The 1,588-nt window shown below is 34.4% G+C and carries 3 protein-coding genes; all 3 read right to left on the minus strand.

Annotation, left to right across the window (positions count from 1 at the left end):
* A partial coding sequence (locus BN338_RS03300) for an SMI1/KNR4 family protein (RefSeq protein ID WP_083868432.1) occupies nt 1–405 on the minus strand: 405 nt, incomplete at its 3' end.
* A gap of 107 nt (nt 406–512) precedes the next feature.
* Complete coding sequence (locus BN338_RS03305) at nt 513–977, minus strand: SMI1/KNR4 family protein (RefSeq protein WP_039759050.1); 465 nt, start codon at nt 975–977, stop codon at nt 513–515.
* Between the two features lie 27 nt (nt 978–1,004).
* Nucleotides 1,005–1,588 (minus strand): HNH/ENDO VII family nuclease (locus BN338_RS03310; protein WP_244427604.1); only part of this gene is annotated, 584 nt, incomplete at its 5' end.

A 1,588-nucleotide genomic window follows, 5' to 3' on the forward strand; every position in this document is an offset into this window, starting at 1 on the left:
ACCCAATGGAAGCTTGAGATAGAGTGGGCATTCTCCATCTCGAAACTGTGTATAATCAAAATAAAAGGTTTCATCAAAATCAGCTTCACAAACGATAAGCTGTTCTGGTGTCGTAAAACCACGTTTTCTATCATTTAAGTTTTGGTAAACAATATCACCAGCTGGAATCCCCACACAATCCCCATAAAGGCTAAAAATTTCTTCGCCACTAATTTCCCCTCCTACATATTTTTTTAAGAAAACTTTGTAAGAAGATGTGAATTTCAAACCCAAAGCTTTCTCTGCCTTTTCAATCACAAGATCATCAACCGCATTTTTTTCAGTACCCAAATTGATAATATCACCATCATATTTATTCACTTTATCAATTAATACTGCAACGTCAGCTAAGGTATAAGTTTTCATAGATAATCCCCCTAAAAAACCTTAACGGTGCTTGCATTCTCGAAAATAAAAAAAATAGTGGTGGTTTAACATTGCAATTCGGAAGTAAAACCGCCATACAAAGAAATTTACTTCAAGTTATCTGTAATCCTTTTACAGAGAAATTCATAAAAATTACCGGCGTAATACTTGGAATCTCCAGATGGAATTCTGACATAAAGTGGGCACTCACCATCCTGAAACTGAGAGTAATCAAAGTAAAAGGTTTCACCAAAATCTGTTCTACTCACAACAAGCTGCTGTGGTTTTGCTAAACCATTTTCTATATCCGTTATATGGTAATAAACAATATCATCACTACGAGCAATTTCAAAATTTGTATTATAAACACTTAATATTTCCTCACCACAGATCTCCGCTCTTCCATAGTTTTTTAAAAAACTTTTGTAGGAGGTCGTGAATTGCAATTTAAGAATCCCCTCTGCTTTTTCAATTAGTACATCATCAACGGCTTCATCTGTAGAGCCAAAATCAACACTATCACTATATTTATCAACCAGTATGACAACATCGTCTAAAGTATAAGTTTTCATAATTTGTTCTCCATAAATTGTTATTTTTTAGCTTCTATATTTTTTTTCATACCCTTTAGCACGTTCTTTCCAGTATTTCGTCCTCCATTTATCGAATAGGTCTCTGTCAATAGCTGATCCCATTGTATTCGGATTAATGTGAATAGCAAAACTATGTTTATTATGAAACTTATTTGTAACTTCTGCTATGGGACCATCATGAGTTTGCAGCATATGATGCAATTCAATAGGCTTATTATCTAAACCTATAGGTGCTCTTCCTGCTTTCATCCTTTCAATATTTGTACCTTTCACTTTTTTCTTGTTAACTGTCCATTCAGAAATTCTATTAGGATCAAACAGGTCATCTCTCTGATAGACTTTATTTATCTGAGTAATTTTTTCTTCTTTGTGATTTATTTCAAACCCAACCTCAATAGGTTTTGACCAGAACTTTCTCTCTTGCCCTAAATATTGAGTTGCAATAGCTTCATCGCTCATTTTTTCTAGAAATTGAGCGATTTCTTTCCCCACATGCGCAGTATTTACTTCAGAATTAGTTGCTCCAACTTTTGCTCCTGTTATAGCCGCTTCTTCAGCTTTAGATGCAAATTTGGCAAGCGCTTTTTCGG

The sequence above is a fragment of the Bartonella queenslandensis AUST/NH15 genome, assembly GCF_000312585.1.
GTDB classification, from domain to species: Bacteria; Pseudomonadota; Alphaproteobacteria; order Rhizobiales; family Rhizobiaceae; genus Bartonella; species Bartonella queenslandensis_A.